The 17835-nt window shown below is 72.3% G+C and carries 12 protein-coding genes and 1 pseudogene; 5 read left to right on the top strand and 8 right to left on the bottom strand.

Annotated features, from left to right (window positions below; genetic code table 11):
• Window positions 1-465: 465 nt before the first annotated feature.
• Together HTZ82_RS06945 and ptsP are read left to right on the top strand one after the other, a co-directional pair.
• Window positions 466-915 carry a PTS glucose transporter subunit IIA gene (locus HTZ82_RS06945; RefSeq protein WP_175408404.1) on the top strand — a complete coding sequence of 150 codons (450 nt, stop codon included), beginning with the start codon at window positions 466-468 and terminating at the stop codon, window positions 913-915.
• Window positions 916-1012: 97 nt separating this feature from the next.
• Window positions 1013-2683: a phosphoenolpyruvate--protein phosphotransferase gene (gene ptsP / locus HTZ82_RS06940; protein ID WP_175408406.1), complete on the top strand. Its 1671-nt coding sequence runs from the start codon at window positions 1013-1015 to the stop codon at window positions 2681-2683.
• Window positions 2684-2772: 89 nt separating this feature from the next.
• On the opposite strand, the gene HTZ82_RS06935 is transcribed toward ptsP, so the two are convergent.
• Together HTZ82_RS06935 and HTZ82_RS06930 are read right to left on the bottom strand one after the other, a co-directional pair.
• Entirely contained in the window at window positions 2773-3693 is a 921-nt protein-coding gene (locus HTZ82_RS06935) for a hypothetical protein (protein ID WP_175408403.1), read from the bottom strand.
• Window positions 3694-3771: 78 nt separating this feature from the next.
• Complete coding sequence (locus HTZ82_RS06930) at window positions 3772-5784, bottom strand: acetoacetate--CoA ligase (protein ID WP_175408402.1); 2013 nt, start codon at window positions 5782-5784, stop codon at window positions 3772-3774.
• Window positions 5785-5997: 213 nt separating this feature from the next.
• On the opposite strand from HTZ82_RS06930, the gene HTZ82_RS06925 reads away from it, so the two are divergent.
• Complete coding sequence (locus HTZ82_RS06925) at window positions 5998-8358, top strand: glycoside hydrolase family 31 protein (protein ID WP_175408401.1); 2361 nt, start codon at window positions 5998-6000, stop codon at window positions 8356-8358.
• Between the two features lie 14 nt (window positions 8359-8372).
• Here the strand turns inward: HTZ82_RS06925 and HTZ82_RS06920 are convergent, their stop codons facing one another.
• Entirely contained in the window at window positions 8373-8879 is a 507-nt protein-coding gene (locus HTZ82_RS06920) for an NUDIX domain-containing protein (RefSeq protein ID WP_175408400.1), read from the bottom strand.
• 44 nt (window positions 8880-8923) lie between these two features.
• On the opposite strand from HTZ82_RS06920, the gene HTZ82_RS06915 reads away from it, so the two are divergent.
• A complete protein-coding gene (locus tag HTZ82_RS06915) occupies window positions 8924-9739 on the top strand; it encodes a M15 family metallopeptidase (RefSeq protein ID WP_175408399.1) in 816 nt (271 codons plus the stop codon).
• Here HTZ82_RS06915 and HTZ82_RS06910 read toward each other — a convergent pair.
• The 4 genes from HTZ82_RS06910 to HTZ82_RS06895 are packed head-to-tail and all read right to left on the bottom strand — an operon-like array spanning window position 9729 to window position 13936.
• Window positions 9729-10349, bottom strand: coding sequence for an ATP/GTP-binding protein (locus tag HTZ82_RS06910; protein ID WP_175408398.1), 621 nt, complete (start codon window positions 10347-10349; stop codon window positions 9729-9731). The genes HTZ82_RS06915 and HTZ82_RS06910 overlap by 11 nt on opposite strands.
• Window positions 10330-10758 (bottom strand): DUF742 domain-containing protein, encoded by a 429-nt coding sequence (locus HTZ82_RS06905; RefSeq protein ID WP_175408397.1) that lies wholly within the window; start codon window positions 10756-10758, stop codon window positions 10330-10332. The genes HTZ82_RS06910 and HTZ82_RS06905 overlap by 20 nt, the downstream gene beginning before the upstream one ends.
• Window positions 10759-10769: 11 nt before the next feature.
• The gene (locus tag HTZ82_RS06900; protein ID WP_175408396.1) at window positions 10770-11198 is read right to left on the bottom strand and encodes a roadblock/LC7 domain-containing protein; all 429 of its coding nucleotides are present in this window, start codon (window positions 11196-11198) and stop codon (window positions 10770-10772) included.
• On the bottom strand, window positions 11195-13936 hold the full coding sequence (locus HTZ82_RS06895) for a nitrate- and nitrite sensing domain-containing protein (protein WP_175408395.1): 2742 nt from the start codon (window positions 13934-13936) through the stop codon (window positions 11195-11197). The genes HTZ82_RS06900 and HTZ82_RS06895 overlap by 4 nt, the downstream gene beginning before the upstream one ends.
• Before the next feature lie 375 nt (window positions 13937-14311).
• On the opposite strand from HTZ82_RS06895, the gene HTZ82_RS06890 reads away from it, so the two are divergent.
• Window positions 14312-14719, top strand: coding sequence for a hypothetical protein (locus HTZ82_RS06890; protein ID WP_175408394.1), 408 nt, complete (start codon window positions 14312-14314; stop codon window positions 14717-14719).
• A gap of 34 nt (window positions 14720-14753) precedes the next feature.
• Here HTZ82_RS06890 and HTZ82_RS31735 read toward each other — a convergent pair.
• Window positions 14754-17835: pseudogene (locus tag HTZ82_RS31735) on the bottom strand (hypothetical protein); the annotation flags it as partial.

The following is a 17835-nucleotide window of genomic DNA, read 5'->3' as shown; positions in this document are numbered from 1 at the left end:
TTCCTCCGGGCGCTTCCCTTCGGTGTTTCGTGTTTCCAGCTTAGCAGATCCGTTTTCCGTTTCCGCCACCCGCTGGAGCGGGCTGCCGGGCCGTTCTTTCGCTTTCGCGCTTTCCCTTTCCGGCGGTTCCGACTCTATCAGGGGTTTTTCCCCTCCCTGACCACTCCACCTACCGATTGACACACGGAGGTGTAGACCAGTAGTGGTGTAGACCAGTTAGGATCTCGCCCTGACAGGCGGCCGCTGCCGAACCCTCGACTCAGAGTCGCGTCGGGTGCCAGGCAGGGCAACGACACTACCCCTCACAGGTAGTTGAGGCAAATCGTTTCCTGTGCCGCCGAGGGGCTGCCAACCGGTACGTCTCGGGCGGAACCGGAACTTCCTATGACATACGCTCTGAGCAGTACGCCGTCCAGGACAGGCAGTGGCGGCGCCACATCATCTCCGCCCCATGGGAGGCCCTCCATGACCACCGTGACGTCGCCCCTCGCCGGACGCGCCATCGGACTCGCCGCTGTACCCGACCCGGTGTTCTCCGGGGCCATGGTCGGGCCGGGTACCGCCATCGACCCCGTGCGCGAGCCGTCGACGGCCGTCGCGCCGGTCGACGGTGTCGTGGTCTCCCTGCACCCGCACGCGTTCGTCGTCGTGGACGGCGACGGGCACGGCGTACTGACGCACCTGGGCATCGACACCGTCCAGCTGAACGGCGAGGGCTTCGAGCTGCTCGTCAACAAGGGCGACACCGTCTCGCGCGGTCAGGACATCGTGCGCTGGAACCCGGCCGCGGTGGAGGAGGCGGGCAAGTCCGCCATCTGCCCGGTCGTCGCGCTGGAAGCCACGCCTGACGCGCTCGCCGAGCTGCGCGAGGACGGCGACGTGAAGGCCGGCGACACGCTCTTCTCCTGGCAGTGATGCCGGCGCCGCCGGTTCGGCGGCTCTGAGGTTTGCTTGTTCATGCACGGCGGACGGGACAGGGCCGCCGCTCGATGGGAGACGGTGAAGGGTGACGATGGAGACAACGCTGCGCGGCGTCGGGGTCAGCCACGGTGTGGCGGTCGGCGAGGTACGGCACATGGGTACGGCTGTGCTGGAGCCGCCGGCCAAGCAGATTCCCGCCGAGGAGGCGGAGCGGGAGCAGGCGCGTGCCCGTAAGGCCGTCGAGGCTGTGGCGGCCGATCTGATAGCGCGGGGCAACCTCGCCGGTGGCGAGGCGCAGCACGTGCTCGAGGCGCAGGCCATGATGGCGCAGGACCCTGAGCTGATCGCGGACGTCGATCGGCGTATCGCGGTGGGGTCGACCGCCGAGCGGGCCGTGTACGACGCGTTCGCGGCGTACCGGGCGCTGCTGGCGGGTGCCGGTGAGTACCTGGCGGGCCGCGTCGCGGATCTGGACGACGTGCGGAACCGGATCGTGGCGCGGCTGCTGGGTGTGCCGATGCCGGGTGTGCCGGACAGTGACGAGCCGTACGTACTGATCGCGCGGGACCTCGCGCCGGCGGACACGGCACTGCTGGACCCGGCGCTCGTGCTCGGGTTCGTGACCGAGGAGGGCGGACCGACCAGTCACAGCGCGATTCTGGCGCGGGCGCTGGGTGTGCCGGCCGTGGTGGCGCTGCCGGGTGCGTGTGAGCTGGCCGAGGGCACCGTGATCGCGGTGGACGGCAGCACGGGTGACGTCATCGTCGACCCGAGCGAGGAGAAGCGGGACGCGATGGAGCGGGCCGCGGCGGAGCGGAAGGCCGCGCTGGCCGCTTCCACCGGTCCGGGCGCCACGTCGGACGGGCACAAGGTGCCGCTGCTCGCCAACGTGGGCGGGCCCGCGGATGTGCCGGCCGCCGTGGAGGCGGGTGCCGAGGGTGTCGGTCTGTTCCGTACGGAGTTCCTGTTCCTGGACGACAGCACGCGGGCGCCGTCGGAGGAGAAGCAGGTCGAGGCGTACCGGAAGGTGCTGGAGGCGTTCCCCGAGGGCCGAGTGGTCGTGCGGGTGCTGGACGCGGGGGCGGACAAGCCGCTGGACTTCCTGACCCCGGCCGACGAGCCGAACCCCGCGCTGGGTGTACGGGGGCTGCGGACGCTGCTGGACCACCCGGAGGTGCTGCGGACCCAGCTGACGGCGTTGGCGAAGGCGGCCGAGGCCCTTCCGGTGTACCTGGAGGTCATGGCGCCGATGGTGGCGGACCGTACGGACGCGAAGGCGTTCGCGGACGCGTGCCGTGAGGCGGGGCTCCGGGCGAAGTTCGGCGCGATGGTGGAGATCCCGTCGGCGGCGCTGCGGGCACGGTCGATCCTGCAGGAGGTCGAGTTCCTGTCGCTGGGCACGAACGACCTGGCGCAGTACACGTTCGCCGCAGACCGGCAGGTGGGTGCGGTGTCGCGGCTGCAGGACCCGTGGCAGCCCGCGCTGCTGGACCTGATCGCGCTGTCGGCCGACGCCGCCCGTGCCGAGGGCAAGAGCTGCGGTGTCTGTGGTGAGGCGGCCTCCGACCCGCTGCTGGCCTGTGTGCTGACGGGGCTGGGTATCACCTCCCTTTCCATGGGTGCGGCGTCGATTCCTTATGTGCGAGCGACGCTGGCCAAGTACACGCTGGCGCAGTGCGAGCGTGCCGCGGCCGCCGCGCGGGCCTCCGAGACTGCGGAGGAGGCGCGGGTCGCCGCGCAGGCGGTGCTGTCCGGCGAGTGAGCGGTGGTTTTGGAGGGGCCTTCTCGTTTGGTGCGGGAGGGCCCCTCGCCCTTTTGTTCCTTTCTTCCTTTCTCTTCTGCTGTCGGCGGCTAATGGTGGGTGGGGCGGCCGTCGTCGGGGGCTAGCTCGAAGCCTGCGCGGTATTCGACGCCCGGTTCTGGTGGGAGTGGTTCTCCGGTGTCGGCGTCGGTGCAGTAGGCGTTGAAGACCTCGGCCTCGGTGAGGGGGACGAGGCGGCCCTGGTCGAGGCGCCAGCCGTGGAGGCGGTCGGTCGTGCCGGGGGCAGTGGTGCGCAGGACCAGTCCGCCGGGGGTCTCGCGGGCGATGCCGGCGGCGAGGACGGTGACGAACTGGGCGCCTTCGGCCGAGTCGAGGACGGCGGGTCCGGTGTCGGTGCGGCTGGTGTGGAGGACGGCCAGGAGGTTGTCGGCGGCCGTGGGGATGCTGCAGACGAGGTGGTGGGTACCGGGTCCGGCGTCGGTGAGGAGGCGGAGGACGGCGCGGGATGCCTGGTCGAAGGCGGCGCGGCCGATGTCCTGGCCGCAGTCGGCGCACTGGCCGGCGTCGGTGAGGAGCATCGTGGCGTACTCCCAGGTGGCGTGGCGCACGGCGGTGTCGATGAGGAGGGGCACGAGCTCGTCGATGGGCTGTCCGGTATAGGGGACGCGGGCGCCTGTGGCGGCGATCTCGGCGGTGTAGCGGCTGCGGCTCGCGGGGCTGTCGGGGTCGAGTCCGGTCTCGGTGCAGTATGCCGCGTAGTCGTCGGGGTCGAAGAGGGCGACGGTGGTGTGGCCTCCGCTGGTGGCGAGGCTTTTGAGGAGGCGCTCGGTCTCGCGGAGGTAGGTGGTGTGGTCGTCGAAGGCGAAGGTGCGGTAGCGGCGCATGGCCGCGAAGTCCTGGGCGTCGGCGAGGAGGCCGACGGTGCTGGGGACTTCGCGGCGCAGGGCTCGTCGCAGGGATGTGGTGCCGCGGGTGTTCCGGGTGTTCCGGGTGTTCTGGGTGTGTGCCATGGGTCCCCCTGGTGATCAGCTGTTGATCAATGCTCACTCAGCGTAACCAGGGGGACTGACAGTGGCGGTCCAGGTCGTTCAGGGGCGGGGCTGCGCTGCGCGGGCGCGGGCGAGGTCCTCGTAGAAGCCGAGGAGGTCGACGTTGTCGACGGAGCCGGGGTTGACGGCCTTTTCGAGCGGCGTGCCCTGGAGGAGGCGCTTGACCGGGACCTCGATGCGCTTGCCGGTGAGGGTGTGGGGGATGCCGGTGACCTCGATGATGTCGTCGGGGACGTGGCGGGGGGAGAGTTCGGCGCGGATGGTGTGCTTGATGCGGTTCACCAGGTCCTCGTCGAGGGTGGCGCCTGGTGCAAGGTGGACGAAGAGGGGCATCCAGTAGCCGCCGTTCGGTTCCTCCAGGCCGATGACGAGGGATTCCTTGATCTCGGGGAGGCGTTCGACGGCTTCGTAGATGTCGGCGCTGCCCATGCGGACGCCCTGGCGGTTGAGGGTGGAGTCGGAGCGGCCGTGGATGATGACGGAGCCGTGGTCTGTGAGGGTGATCCAGTCGCCGTGGCGCCATACTCCGGGGTACATCTCGAAGTAGCTGTCGCGGTAGCGGCTGCCGTCGGGATCGTTCCAGAAGTGGATCGGCATGGACGGCATGGGGTTGGTGACGACGAGTTCCCCGACTTCGCCGATGAGGGGTTTGCCCTGGGGGTCCCAGGCCTGGAGGTCGGAGCCGAGGCAGGGGGCCTGGAGTTCGCCGATGTGCACGGGCAGGGTGGGGACGGCCCCTGCGAAGCAGCTGCAGACGTCGGTGCCGCCGCTGACGGAGGCGATCCAGAGGTCGTGGCCTGCTTCGGCGAACTCGTCGTGGAGCCAGCGGAAGCCGTCGGGCGGGAGCGGTGAGCCGGTGGTGGCGACGCAGGTGATCTTCGAGAGGTCGTGGTCGCGGGCGGGGTGGACGCCGGCTTTGCGGCAGGCCATGACGTACGCGGCGGAGGTGCCGAAGAGGGTGGCGCCGGTGCGTTCCGCGATGCGCCATTGGGCGCCGGTGTCGGGGTGGCCGGGGCTCCCGTCGTACAGGACGACGGTGGTGCCGGTGAGGAGGCCGGAGACGAGGAAGTTCCACATCATCCAGCCGGTGGATGTGTACCAGAAGAACCGGTCGTCGGGGCCGAGGTCGCAGTGGAGGCCGATCTGCTTGACGTGTTCGAGGAGGATGCCGCCCTGCGACTGGACGATGGCCTTGGGGAGGCCGGTGGTTCCGGAGGAGTACAGGATCCACAGGGGGTGGTCGAAGGGGACCTGTTCGTAGAGGGGGGCCGTGTCTCCGGAGGTGAGGGCGGACCATTCGAGGGTGCCTTCGGGGGCTTCCGTGCCGAGGAGGGGGATGTGGACGACGGCACGGAGGGTGGGGAGTTCGCGGCGGAGTTCGGCGACGGTTTCGCGGCGGTCGTGTTCCTTGCCGCCGTAGCGGTAGCCGTCGACGGTGAACAGGACGACGGGTTCGACCTGCTGGAAGCGGTCGAGGACGCTGCGGGCGCCGAAGTCGGGGGCGCAGGAGGTCCAGACGGCGCCGACGGCGGCGGTGGCGAGGAGGGCGGTGACGGCCTGCGGGATGTTGGGCAGGTAGCCGCTGACGCGGTCGCCTGGGCGTACGCCGAGTGCGCGGAGTTCGGCGGCGAGGGCGCCGACCTGGCGGCGGAGTTCGGCCCAGGTGACGGGGGTGGGTTCGTGGGTCTCGTCGACGTGGAGGAGCGCGGGGGCGTCGGGGCGTTCGTCGGCGGCGCGCAGGGCGTGTTCGGCGTAGTTGAGGGTGGCGCCGGGGAACCACTGGGCGCCGGGCATGGTGCGGTCGCCGAGCACGCGCGCGTAGGGGGTGCTGAAGCGGATGTCGAACCACTCGGCGACGGCCTGCCAGAAGGTGTCGAGGTGGTCGACGGACCAGCGGTGGAGTGCGGGGTAGCCGCCGTCGGCGGGGGCGCCGTGGTGTTCGGCGGCCCAGGCCTGGAAGCGGGTGACCGCGGCGGAGGCGATGCGGTCCTGGTCCGGCTGCCAGAGCGGCTCGGACGGTTCGGAGTGCGCGGTCGCTGACGTCGATGTCATGGAGGTGGCTCCCTGGCTGTACGCGGATGGCGTGTGTCCCGCGCACGGCTGGGGTGTGCGCGTGACGCGGCTGACAGGGACGATGCCATGTGATCGTTGTTCGCACCAGGGTTCTCCGCCCATGGTAGGTGCGCTGAACATGTGGTGGCGCCACGGGTGAACGGCTGTTGAACGCCTCACGCCTTCGGCTCTGCGGGTGGCAGGGTGAGCTGCATGGACGGTCGTGAGCTGGTGCGTTCGATGTGGGTGTTCGGCAGGGTGCGGGGGCTGCGGGCCATGCGCTCGGCGTGGCGGCAGTGGCGTGCGGATGCCGTGGGGCTCGGGTCGCGGGGGCCTGAGCGTGCGCGGGTGCCGGGGCGGCTGGTGGGTGCGGAGCCGTTGCCGGGTGGGGGGATCGTGCGGTTCGCGCGGTCGGAGCTGCGGGTGTGGGTGTCGGCCGGGGGGACGGTGTTCTGGGGATGGGACGGGGCGGCGCCGTTGCCGTCGTACGCGGTGACGGGTGAGGTGCCGGAGCCGGACGGCCGGGTGCTGCTGGAACCGGACACGGACGGCGGCTGGCGGGTGGTGGCCGAGCGGGTGACGGTGGGGGTGTCGCGGAACGGGGCGGTGGAGGTGCGGACGCCGGGCGGGGTGGTGCTGCGGCGGGATCTGCCGCCGCGCTGGTGGGAGCCGGTGGGCGGGGGTCACGCGCGGTGGGTGCAGCGGTCGGAGGTGCCGGCGGACGCGCGGTTCTTCGGGCTCGGGGGGCGGGCGTCGGGGCCGCGGCTGCGGGAGGGGACGTACCGGCTGTGGAACACGGACCCGCGCGGGAGCTTCGTACCGGAGACGGATCCGCTGTACATCACGATGCCGGTGCAGTGGGTGGTGGCGGACGCGGGGACGCATCTGGCGTTCTACGACAGCACCTGGGACGGGCAGGTGGCGCTGCGGGAGGGTGAGGAGGGAGCCGGGTCGGGGCACGACCGGCCGGGTGCGAGCGAGGTGCGGATGAGCGGGGGGCCGCTGCGCTGCTGGGTGGTGGTGGGGACGCCGACGCGGGTGCTGCACGGGTGGACGCAGCTGACGGGCGCTCCGGCGGTGCCGCCCGCGTGGGCGCTGGGGCCGCAGCACGCACGGTGGGGGTTCGGCAGTGCGGAGGAGGTACGGCGGGTGGTGTCCGGCTACCGGGAACGGGGGCTTCCGCTGTCGGCTCTGCACATGGACATCGACCACTACGACGGGCACCGGGTGTTCACGGTGGACAAGGAGCGATTCCCGGATCTGCCGGGGCTCGCGGCGGAGCTGCGGGAGCAGGGGGTGCGGCTGGTGTCGATCGTGGATCCGGCGGTGAAGACGGAGTCGGGCGGTGCGCTGTACGAGGCGGGGGCGCGGGTCGGGGAGCGGGGGGCGTTCGTGCGGGATGCGCGGGGCCGGGTGGTGCGGGGGGTGGTGTGGCCGGGCGAGTGCGTGTATCCGGACTTCACGGATCCGGCGGTGCGGGAGTGGTGGGGCGGGCTGTACGAGGAGCGGCTCGCGCAGGGTTTCGCAGGGGTGTGGCACGACATGAACGAGCCGGTGTCGTTCACGCCGATCGGGGACATGACGCTGCCCAGGTCGGCGCGGCATGTGCTTGAGGGGCGGGGTGGCGACCACCGGGAGGCGCACAACGTGTACGGGCTCGCGATGGCGCGGGCCGGGTACGAGGGGCTGGCGCGGCTGCGGCCGGACGAGCGGCCGTTCCTGTTCTCGCGGTCGGGGTGGGCGGGGATGCAGCGGTACGGCGGGACGTGGTCGGGCGATGTGGCGACGGGGTGGCCCGGGTTGCGGGCCTCGCTGTCGCTGGTGCTGGGGCTCGGGCTGTGCGGTGTGCCGTACTCGGGGCCTGACGTGGGCGGTTTCGACGGGTTTCCGTCGCGGGAGCTGTATCTGCGGTGGTTCCAACTAGGGGCGTGGCTGCCGTTGTTCCGTACGCATGCCGCGATCGACGCGGGGCGGCGGGAGCCGTGGGAGTTCGGGCCGGAGGTGTTGGGGTACGCGCGGGCGGCGCTGGAGGAGCGTGAGCGGATGCGGCCGTACTTCGAGACGTTGGCGCGGCTCGCGCGGCTGACGGGTGCGCCGTATGTGCGCCCCCTGTGGTGGAGTGCGCCGGAGGAGCGGGAACTCCGGGACTGTGAGGACGCGTTCTTGTTGGGGGACGCGTTCTTGGTGGCACCGGTGCTGACGCGCGGTGCGGAGCGGCGGATGGTGCGGCTGCCGCGGGGGCGTTGGTACGACACGGTGACGGGGCGGGCGTACGAGGGGCCGGGGCAGGTGCTGGTGGAGGCGCCGTTGTCGCGGGTGCCGGTGCTGGCCCGGGCGGGGGCGGTGGTTCCGGTGCGGGGTGAGGACGGGGCGGTGGAGCTGGAGGTGTGGGCGCCGGCGCCGGGCCGGTCGGGGGGCGGGCTGGTCGTACGGGATGTGGGTGACGGGTGGGAGCAGGCGGAGGTGGAGCGGTACGCGTCGCGGTGGGTGGAGGGTGAGGTGCGGGTGGAGCGGGTGATGGACGAGGGGGCTGTGGCGGTGGCGGAGGGGGTGCGGGTGCGGGGCGTGGGGTGAGTCGGCGGGGGTGGTCAGGAGGAGTACTCGCGCGCGAACCATTTGCGGACGGCTTCTGTGTGGAGGGGGAAGCAGAGGGTGGTCGGGGTGTGCAGGAGGTGGTGGCCGGTGGTTTCGGCCGTCGGGGTGGACGGGGGGAGGTCCGTGGCGGGGCGTTCGGGGAGGAGGCCGAAGAGGAGGAGGTGGCCGGCGGGTGAGCTCATGGCGTCAGCGAGGCGTACGTCCCGGGCGTCCGCCTCGATGCCGGTCTCCTCGCGGAGTTCGCGTACGACCGCGTCGCGCCAGTCCTCCGCGTGGTCGATGAAGCCACCGGGGAGTGCGATACCGCCGCGCTGCGGTTCGATGGTGCGGGTGATGACGACGAGACCGGTGCCGTGCACGTCGGTGACGGGGAGGAGGGCGACAGCTACGGGGAGGGGGTTGCGGTAGGTGACGGTGGAACAGGAGGGGCAGGCTCGGGGCCAGTTGGCGGTGGCGTCCGGGTAGGGCGCGCCGCAGTGGGCACAGTGGGTGATGTTCACGGGGCGCACTGTACCGATGGGCGTTCGGCTGATAGATGGTGCACATGACAGGACTTGGTGTTGTTGTGCGTGGCGTGGTCGCCACGGCCGCCGCCGGGCTGTTCGCCGTCGCCTCCTCAGCCGCCGCCGCGCCCGTCGCGCAGGCGAAACCGGAGCCCAAGGCGCCGCGGGAGTTCGTGACGCTGCGGTCGGTGGACCCGACGATCCTTCAGGAGATGCGGTACACGACGGAGCACAATTTCGTGGGGGAGCCGGTGGACGGCTACCGGCAGCCGCTGTGCATCCTGACGCGGCCGGCGGCCGAGGCGCTGCACCGCGCCCAGGTGCGGCTGCTTCGGCAGGGCTACTCGTTGAAGATGTACGACTGCTACCGGCCGCAGCGGGCCGTCGACCACTTCGTACGGTGGGCGCAGGACCTTCAGGACGAGGAGATGAAGGCGGAGTTCTATCCGCGGGTCGACAAGTCGCGGCTGTTCGCGGACGGGTACATCGCGGAGAGGTCCGGGCACAGTCGGGGGTCGACGGTCGATGTGACGCTGGTACGGCTGCCGGCGGAGCCCACCCGGCCCTACGTGCCCGGGGAGCCGCTGGTGGACTGTGCCGCGCCGCAGAAGGAGCGGTTCCCGGACAACTCCGTGGACATGGGGACGGCGTTCGACTGCTTCGACACGCTGTCCCACACCGACGACCCGCGGGTCCGGGGAGCTCAGCGGGAGAACCGGGACCGGCTGCGGGGCGCACTGGAGGCGCAGGGGTTCGTGAACCTGCCGGAGGAGTGGTGGCACTTCACGTACAGGCCGGAGGTGTTCCCGGACACGTACTTCGACTTTCCGGTGGCGCGGAGGTCGGTCAGGGGCTGACCGGTGCCAGGGTGGTTTCCGGCTCGGGGTCGGTGAAGGTCATGGCGTGCTGGACGACCGCGACCAGCACCTCCTTCACCGACTCGCGGGCGCGGGCGTCGCACATGAGCAGGGGCACCCCGGCGTCGAGGTCGAGGGCGGCCCGTACGGTCTCGGCGGGGTAGGTCCCGGTTCCCTCGAAGCGGTTGACGGCGACGGCGAAGGGGATGCCGCGCCGCTCGAAGTAGTCGATCGCCGCGAACGAGTCCTCCAGGCGGCGCGTGTCGGCCAGGACGACCGCGCCGAGGGCGCCCTGCGCGAGTTCGTCCCAGAGGAACCAGAAGCGGTCCTGGCCCGGTGTTCCGAACAGGTACAGGACGAGATCCTCGCGGAGGGTGATCCGGCCGAAGTCCATGGCCACGGTGGTCGTGGACTTGGACTCGACGCCGTGCAGGTCGTCGACGGGCCGGCCGGCCTCGGTGAGGTTCTCCTCGGTGCGCAGCGGCCGGATCTCGCTCACCGCCCCCACCAGCGTGGTCTTGCCCACCCCGAAGCCGCCCGCGACCAGGATCTTCAGCGTCACCGGTTCGACCGGCGGCGGACCCTTGCGGCTAGAGCGCCCGAAGGCCATTGATCACCTCACGCAGAATGCTCACGTCCGGCAGTTCTGCCGGCGGAACGGGACGGGTTACGTGCACGAGCTGTTCGTCGACCAGGTCACCGACCAGGACGCGGACCACCCCGACGGGGAGGTCCATGCCGGCGGCGAGCTCGGCGATCGACTGAGGGAGGTCGGCGCACCGCTCGACGATCTCCACATGTTCCGGTGACAGTGTCTGATCGCGGCCGGGGTCGTCGGCGGCGGGTTCCGGGACGACGACCGCGATCAGGTCGAGGCGGTGCTGGGTGGCGCTGCCGGTGCGGCCGCGGGTCATCGCGTACGGGCGGACCACCGGCCCGGCGTCGTCGTCGAACCAGTGGTGGGCGTCGTCCGTGCGGTGGCGGCCGCGGAGGGACTGTCTGCCTGCTGCGTCACTCATCGCATCCCCCCTCACCCTCCGGTGGGCAGCCCGCCCCGCGGGGCGGTGGCGAGGTGAGCGCCGACCCGCTTGACCATCAGCGTCATCTCGTACGCGACGAGGCCGACGTCGGAGTCGGCGTCCGCGAGGACGGCGAGGCAGCTGCCGTCGCCGGCGGCGGTGACGAAGAGGAAGGCCTCCTCCAGTTCGACGACGGTCTGGCGGACCTGACCGGCCTCGAAGTGGCGGCCCACGCCCTTGGCGAGGCTGTGGAAGCCGGAGGCGACGGCTGCCATGTGCTCGCTGTCCTCGCGGCTGAGGTCCTTGGAACTGCCGGTGGGCAGACCGTCGCTGGACAGCACCAGGGCCTTGCGGATGGAGCCGACGCGGTCGACCAGTTCGTCGAGGAGCCAGTTGAGCTCGCCGGTTGAGTTGGATGCTGCGGCGTTCGGTGCGGTCATCGACCGTTCCCCTCCGGTGTGGTTCCTGGTGCTGTGGTGTCGCTGGTGTCGCTTGTGAAGCTGGGGTTGCTTGTGAAGCCGGGGCTGCTTGGGTCGGCTGCGGCGCCGTCTGTGTCCGGGCCGGGTTGCGTTGTCGCTTCGGTGTGCTGTCGGCGGGCGCGCTGCCAGCCGCGTTGCATGGCGGCCATGCGACTGCGTACCTCTTCCGCGTCGCGGTCGGCGGTGCCCTCTTCGGCGCAGGGCCGGTCGGCCGTTGCGGGGCCGGGGCGTTCGGCCGACTCCCGCAGCTGGGGTACGAGGCTGGCCTGGCGTACGCGGCGGGGCAGGCCGTGGAGGGTCAGGGTGTTCTGGTCGGACGCGTCCGGCGTCGCGGGGGCCGGATCCGGCTCCGGGGTGTCCACGCGGCGGCCGTGGCGGGCGATCAGCGTGGGGGTCTGCGGCTTGCGGCGGGGCAGCGGGACGGCGGGCGCGAGATGGCTGTTGCCGTGCCCTGAGCCGGGTGACGTGTCGGGCGCCTGGTGGTGCTGCTCGTGGCCGGGAACGGGACCGGGGCCGGTCGCGGGGCGGAGCGGGGTGCGGGGGCGGGGGCGGAACAGGCCGTTGCGCTCGCCGCCGCCCAGGTCGTCGGTGAGCCCCTCGGTGAGGCTGTCGGTGAGGTCGCCGTCGAGGTGCGCGTCGAGGTCGCCGAGTATGCCGAGCGGGCCGATGGGGCCGATGGGGCCTTCCAGTTCGACCGGCCCGTCCAGGACGGCCGCCTCGACCGCCTTCTTGCGTTCGGTGCCGTTCCCGCGTCCGGTGGTGGCGGCGCGGTCCAGGCGGAAGCCGGCGCCTTCGGTGGCCGGGGCGTCGGTGAGCAGAGCGGCCGGGATGAAGACGACGGCCGTCGTCCCTCCGTACGGGGAGGGCTGCAGCGAGACGCGGACGCTCTGGCGGCGGGCGAGGCGGCTGACGACGAAGAGGCCGAGCCGGTCGGTGTCGGAGAGCTCGAACTCGGGGGTCTCGGCGAGGCGCAGGTTCGCGTCGAGCAGGTCCTCGGCGGACATACCGAGGCCGCGGTCGTGGATCTCCAGCGTGAAGCCGTTCGCGACGCGTTCGCCGTGGACCTGGACGGCGGTGTGCGGAGGCGAGAAGACGGTGGCGTTCTCCAGGAGTTCCGCGATGAGGTGGGTGAGGTCGGCGACGGCGGGGCCGCCGACTCCGATGCGTGGGAGGCGGCGTACCTCGATGCGCTCGTAGTCCTCGACCTCGGCCACCGCGGCCCTGACCACGTCCATGAGCTGGACCGGCTTGCGCCACTGCCGGGACGGGGCGGCGCCGGAGAGGATCACGAGGCCCTCGGCGTGGCGGCGCATGCGGGTGGTGAGGTGGTCGAGCCGGAAGAGGTCGGCGAGTTCCTCGGTGTCCTCGGTGCGGCGCTCCATGGCGTCGAGCAGGGTGAGCTGGCGGTGCAGGAGGACCTGGTTGCGGCGGGCGAGGTTGACGAAGACCTCGGAGACGCCGCGGCGCATGTCGGCCTGTTTGACGGCGGCTTCGACGGCGGCGCGCTGGAGGGTGTTGAGGGCCTTGCCGACCTGGCCGACCTCGTCCTTGTCGTATTCGAGCTGCGGTACCTCGGTCTCGACGTCGACGTGTTCGCCGGCGGCGAGGCGGCGCATGACGCTGGGCAGGCGTACGCCGGAGACCTCCTGGGCCTCCTTGCGGAGCCGGCTGAGGTCGCGGACGAGGGAGCGGCCGATGCGTACGGAGACGACGACGGAGACGACGAGGGCCAGGAAGCCGAGGACGCCGGCGATGCCGGCCTTCACGAGGACGCCGTACGCGACGGGTTCGACGCGTTCCTGGTAGCGGTCGCCGGCCTCGGTGTTCTGGGTGGCGAGGCCGCTGAGGACGGGCGCGGCGGCCTGTTCCCAGCGGACCGCGTCGATGACGCCTCGCGGTGAGCCGGTGGCGCCGCCGGAGATCACGGCTTCCTCGGCCTGGCGGAGTGGCTGGGTGGCGGCGTCGTGCCAGTACCGCTGGAAGACCTCGCGCTCCTCGGCGGGGAGCACTTCCAGGCTGAGTTGGTAGAACTGCTCGCGTCGGGCGACGAGGTCGGACAGCAGCCGGACCTCTTGGGCGGTGAGGCGGTTGCTGATGAGGGACGACACGATCAGGGCGTCCTCACGGGCGAGCATCTCGCGGGCGCGGGCCAGGCCGACGAGGGCGCGGCCCTGCTTGTCCATCTCGACGTTGTCGAGGGCGTGGAGGTGGACGAGGAACGTGTAGCAGGGGTCGACGAGCCGGTTGTAGAACTCCAGGGCCTGGAGGCGGCCGACGGCTCGGGTGTCGACGGAGCGGCGCAGGGTCTCCAGGCCGTCGAGGGCCTCGACGAGGGACGCGAGCCGCTCGGCCGCGGGCTCGTGCATGGCTCCGGTGACGCGGCTGTCGCGGGCGTTCGCACGGATGACGGCGAGGGTGCGGTCGGTGGTGGCGCGGTCGCGACGCAGAGTGGTGAGGGCATCGGCGGTGCGGGGGTCGGCGAGGTAGACGAGGGTCTGGCGGCGTTCCTGCTGGATGACCCGGACCGTGTCCTCCAGCGGATATCCGACCTTTTCGACGATGTAGCCGACGTCCATCAGATGGCCGGCCTCGCGGCCGGTCAGGTACGTCGCGAAACTCCAGAGGCCGGTGAGGGAGATGAGGGGGACGAGGAGCAGGGCCACGATCTTCCTGCGGATCGACTTCCCGCGAAAGCGCATGGCCTCCCCCACTCAGCACCCGCCCCGCGTGGCCGCCGCGGGTGTACACATCAACACATCAACAAAACTTGCGCGAGCCTACTACTGTCCTGCGGACAACTCGAAGGTGCGTCCGGACGTTTTTCGGCCGAGCGGAGTGGTGTTGATCAGGGGTTGTCCCGGTATCCGGGGAGTTGACAAACCGGACTGTGGCGGAGGACACCTGGCGAGGCGTCATGCGGCCGTAGAGGTCGGATGGCTGGAATTGTCCGTTCCGGGAATCTTCCTGTCCGGTGATACGTCTTCTTGTACGGGGGCGGCGGGATCTGTCGGCGTAAATCAGCCCAAGGCGGGCAGCCACCCGTGAGGACAGACGTTGGTGGGGAGTGACGGTTGATGAGCTCGGGGCGGCGTGAGCTGTGGGTGGAGGAGCCGGTGGGACGTCACCGGCTGCCGGATCCGGTCCGTACGGCGGCAGTGCGTGCGGTGCTGATCATTTCGCTGACGCTGATTCAGGCGGTGGCCGCGTACCTGTTCACGCTGACCACGTCGTGGCTGGCGTTCCCGCTGGTGCTGAGCACGGTCGGGAGCACGGTGGTGGCCACATGGGGCGTGCTGGACGTGTGGGTGACGCGGCAGGTGTGGAAGCAGCGGTACGGCGTGGTGTCGGAGCCGAGCAGTACGGCGCGGCAACTGCGCCGGGAGCGGCGGCGGGCCCGGCGGGCGGCGCGGGAGGCCGCCCGTATACGGCAACGCCCGCCGCGGGCTCCGCGCGGGGGCAGGGGCGAGCTGTCCCGGGCGTGAGCCCGCGCCGGGCGCGGGCGCGAGTGGGAAGGGGTCAGTCCTCGGAGGTCGACGGGTCGGTTCCGGCGGGGGCCGGGGTCGTCGGCCGGGCCGGGGATGGGGCCGGCGGCTGGCCTGCGGACGGGGCCGTCGGCTGGTCCGAGGCCGAGGGGTCCGTGGGGGTGCGTTTGAACATGCGGGTCGCGGTGATCTCGCCGTGGATCTTCTCGCCCTCCGTCCGCGGCTGCGGCAGGCCGGGGCGCAGATGCTCCTCGACGCTGATGTACTTCAGGCCCGCCCGCAGGTCCGCGTCGTTGCGCAGCCGGATGACGAGCGGGAACTCGGCGAGTGCGGTCGTGTCGAACAGGCCCGTCGTGTAGAGCAGCTGCACACCGAGGGCGTCCGAGACGGCACGCTGGAGTTCCAGCAGGTACGTGGCGTTGGCGCGGCCGATGGGGTTGTCGAGGAACAGCGTGCCGGCGTGGCGGTGCTTGTCGCGGCCGCGGTCGTTGCTGCGGAGCGCGGCCATCGTGCAGTACAGGGCGATGGCGGCGGTGAGCAGCTGGCCGCCCGAGAAGACGTCGCCCATCTGTCCGACGGGGACGCGTTCGGCACGCAGTACGGCGTCCGGCTTGAGGATCTCGACGGAGACGCCCTTGGGCTGGAGGGCGGCGTGGACGCCGCGCAGCAGCAGCGACATGCCGTCGCGGCGCATGTCCGAGTTCTTCTTGACGGCGGCGCGGGTGGCGTCGTCGATGACCTCGCCGAGCCGTTCGACGAGCGTGGCCTGGTCGGGTTCCTCGAAGCGGATGCGCAGGAACTCCTGGCCGGACCACTCGCCGAGGCCCTCGGGGAGGCGGGAGAGGCGCTGGGCGGAGCGGAGGGTGGTGAGGGCGGACTCGACCAGGCCGCGCAGGCGGTCGACGATCGAGTCGCGGTTGCGCTCCAGCTGGGCCAGCTCGTCCGTGAGGACGCGCAGGCGGGGCGCGAACGCCTCGGCCCACTTGGCGGCGTGCTCGGGAAGGGCGGACGCGGGGAGTTCGCGGATCTGCTGCCGTGCGGGGGTGCGGACCTGTTCGTAGCGCGTGGAGTTGGCGTGCCGTACGAGCACGTCGCAGGCCTCGCGTACGGCGGCGTCGGCGGCGGACAGATCGGTGGCGCAGCCGCGCAGCGAGCGGCGGGTCTCGGCGGCGGCCTTGCGGGCCTCCTCCAGGGAGCCGGGGTACGGCTGGGGCTCCTGCGGGTCCTCGTCGGTGTGTTCGCGCAGCAGGTCGCGCAGGAGCGCGGCCAGTTCGTCGAAGCCGCCGGCGGAGTCCTCGGCGGTGCGGTGGGCGTGGAGGAGGTGGGCGTGAGCGGCGCGGGCGGCCTCCAGCGCGTCGGTGTGCGCGGCGAGTTCGCCGGTGGCCGTGCGCAGCAGGGTCTGGGCCTGGTCGGCGTCGGCGGGGATGAGGTCGTCGGGCAGGTCGGTGTGCGCCTCGCCGTCGGTGGGGGCGAGGCGTTCGGCCTCGCCGCGCAGGCGGCCCAGCTTCTCGCTGGCCTCCGACGCGCGGGACTCCAGGAGCTGCACGAGGAACTCGGCGCGGGCGGCCGCGGCCTGGCGGGAGGGGCCGTCGGCGCCGTCGGGGCTCTCCAGGAGCTGGGCGGCGCGGGTGCGGACCTTGTTGGTGAGCCGGTCAAGTTCGGCGTGGGCGGCGCTCTCGTCGCTCTCGGCGCGGGCCTGTTCGGCGCGCAGGTCGGCGCCGACGCCGACCTTCTCGTACAGCTGGGACGCGGCCCGGTAGGCCTCGCGGAGCGCGGGCAGGGAAGGGCGCGGGACGCCGCCGTCGAGCAGGGCGGTGCCGTCGGGCTTGTCCTCCGGCAGGTCCTCGTGGGCGCCGGCGATCTCGGAGCGCTCGGCCCGCAGGGCGCGGGCGGTGCGGTGGGCGTCGTCGGCGGCGCGCTGGGCGGCGCGGCGGTCCTCGTCGGCGGCGCGGGCGCGCTCCAGGCAGGTCTGTGCCTTGGCCTCGGCTTCGGCGGCCTCGTCGGCGAGTTCGCGGAGCCGGACCTGCCAGCCGGCCCGTTCGCGGAGCCGGAAGGCCAGACCGGCGAGGGCGTCGGCGGCGCGGCGGGCGCGCTGCGCGGCGTCCTGCCGTTCGTCGCGTACGCGGGCGGTCTCGGCGGCGGCCTCGTCGGCCTCGGCCCGTACCGTACGGGCTTCGGCCAGGGCGGCCTGCGCTGTGGCAGCGGCTTCGCGCGCGGTGGCGGCGGCGTCCGCCAGCTCGGTGAGCATGCCGGGCGGGCAGTCGGCGCGCCAGGAACCGATGCGGGCGGCCAGGGAGCGGTCGCCGGCGAGGCGGGCGGCGAGTGTACGGATCTCCTCGTCACGGGCGGCGGCACGCGCGCGCAGGCTCTGGCGCTCCTCGTCGGCGGCCTGCTCGTCGTGCATGGCCGGGTTCGGCGGGACGAGGAACATCTCGTTGTCCGCGCCCTGGTCCGCGTGGGGCACGGGGGCGAGGAGCGCTGCGGCGGTGCCGACGGCGACGGCGGAGCGCGGCAGCAGCGCGGCACCGGAGAGTGCCTCGCGGGCGCGGGCGTACGAGAGGGGGTCGGTGACGACGACGCCGTCGACCAGCTCGGGGCGGGCGGCGAGGACGGCGGCGTGGTCGGCGGGGTCGACGGACTGGGCGAGGTAGCGCCAGCCGGGCAGGGCGGGGATGCCCTGTTCGCCGAGGAACTCGACGGTGGCGAGGACGTCGGGGCCGGGCGGCAGGAGGCCGCCGTCGCCGAGGGCGCCGAGGATGCGGGCGTCGTCGGCGGCCGCGGTGCGCAGGTCGAAGAGCTTGCGCTCGCCGGCGGCGACGGTGCGGTCGAGGATGTCGCGCAGTTCGTCGGCGTACTGGTCGAGTTCCTCGGCGGTGAGGGATCCCTCGGGAGTGGTGCGGCGGAATCCTTCGGCGGGGGCCGGGGCGTTCTCGCCGGTGTTCTGGCGCGGGAGCTGGGCGGTCCGGGTGCTGGTCTGCGCGGTCCGGGTGGTGGGCTGCGCGGTCTGGTTCGGGGGCAGGCTGAGGAGTTCCGCGAGCCGCTCCTCTGCGGCGATGGACTCCGCGGCACGGCGCTCCGCCTCGTGGGCCTGGTGGGCCGCCTGGGCGGCGTCGGCC

Origin of the sequence: Streptomyces sp. TRM64462, assembly GCF_013362995.1 — a bacterium.
Lineage (GTDB): Bacteria > Actinomycetota > Actinomycetes > Streptomycetales > Streptomycetaceae > Streptomyces.
Note: the sequence above shows the minus strand (reverse complement) of the source record. Positions and strands in the feature narration are given on the sequence as shown.